Annotated in this window: 1 protein-coding gene; it reads right to left on the minus strand. The window is 39.7% G+C overall.

Going from position 1 to position 680, the window contains the following annotated elements:
- On the minus strand, positions 1-562 hold a 562-nt coding region (locus D7X96_RS39785), incomplete at its 3' end, for a reverse transcriptase domain-containing protein (RefSeq protein ID WP_147468526.1).
- Between the last annotated feature and the right edge of the window lie 118 nt (positions 563-680).

Below are 680 nucleotides of genomic sequence, written 5' to 3' on the forward strand. Positions count from 1 at the left end.
TATTTGAACTTGCAACGAGCATATCATCTACGTACAAGAGTAGAATAATGTAACAGTTATCAAAACTTTTGAAATAACAGCAATGGTCTGCATGACATCGTTTGTAACCTGTGTTGTACATAAAACTGTCAAATTTAATATACCATTGTCTTGGGGCTTGCTTCAAACCGTATAAACTCTTTTTGAGCTTACACACCATTTCCTCCTTTCCTGGCACAGCATATCCCTGTGGCTGATGCATATAGATGTCTTCTTCCAAGTCACCATGGAGAAACGCAGTTTTCACATCTAATTGCTCAAGGTGTAAATTTTCTACCGCCACAATGCTCAACACACTTCTGATTGTGTTCAATTTAACCACAGGAGAAAATAACTCAGAATAATCAATACCTGCCTTCTGCTGGAAGCCTTTTGCAACTAATCTGGCTTTGTATCGCTTGCTACCGTTATGTTCTTCCTTCAATTTGTACACCCACTTGTTGTGCAAAGCTTTCTTTCCCTTAGGCAACTGAACTAAGTCCCATGTCTGGTTTGATGATAAAGATTTCATCTCATCTTCCATGGTTTGTTCCCACCTTGCCCGAGTTTCAACCTGCAATGCTTCTTCATAACATTCTGACTCACCACCATCAGTTAACTACAAGACAAAGAAGGTGAATAGCGTTGTGTAGGCTTAGGAG

Source organism: Corallococcus interemptor (assembly GCF_003668875.1).
In the GTDB taxonomy this organism is placed as follows: Bacteria; Myxococcota; Myxococcia; order Myxococcales; family Myxococcaceae; genus Corallococcus; species Corallococcus interemptor.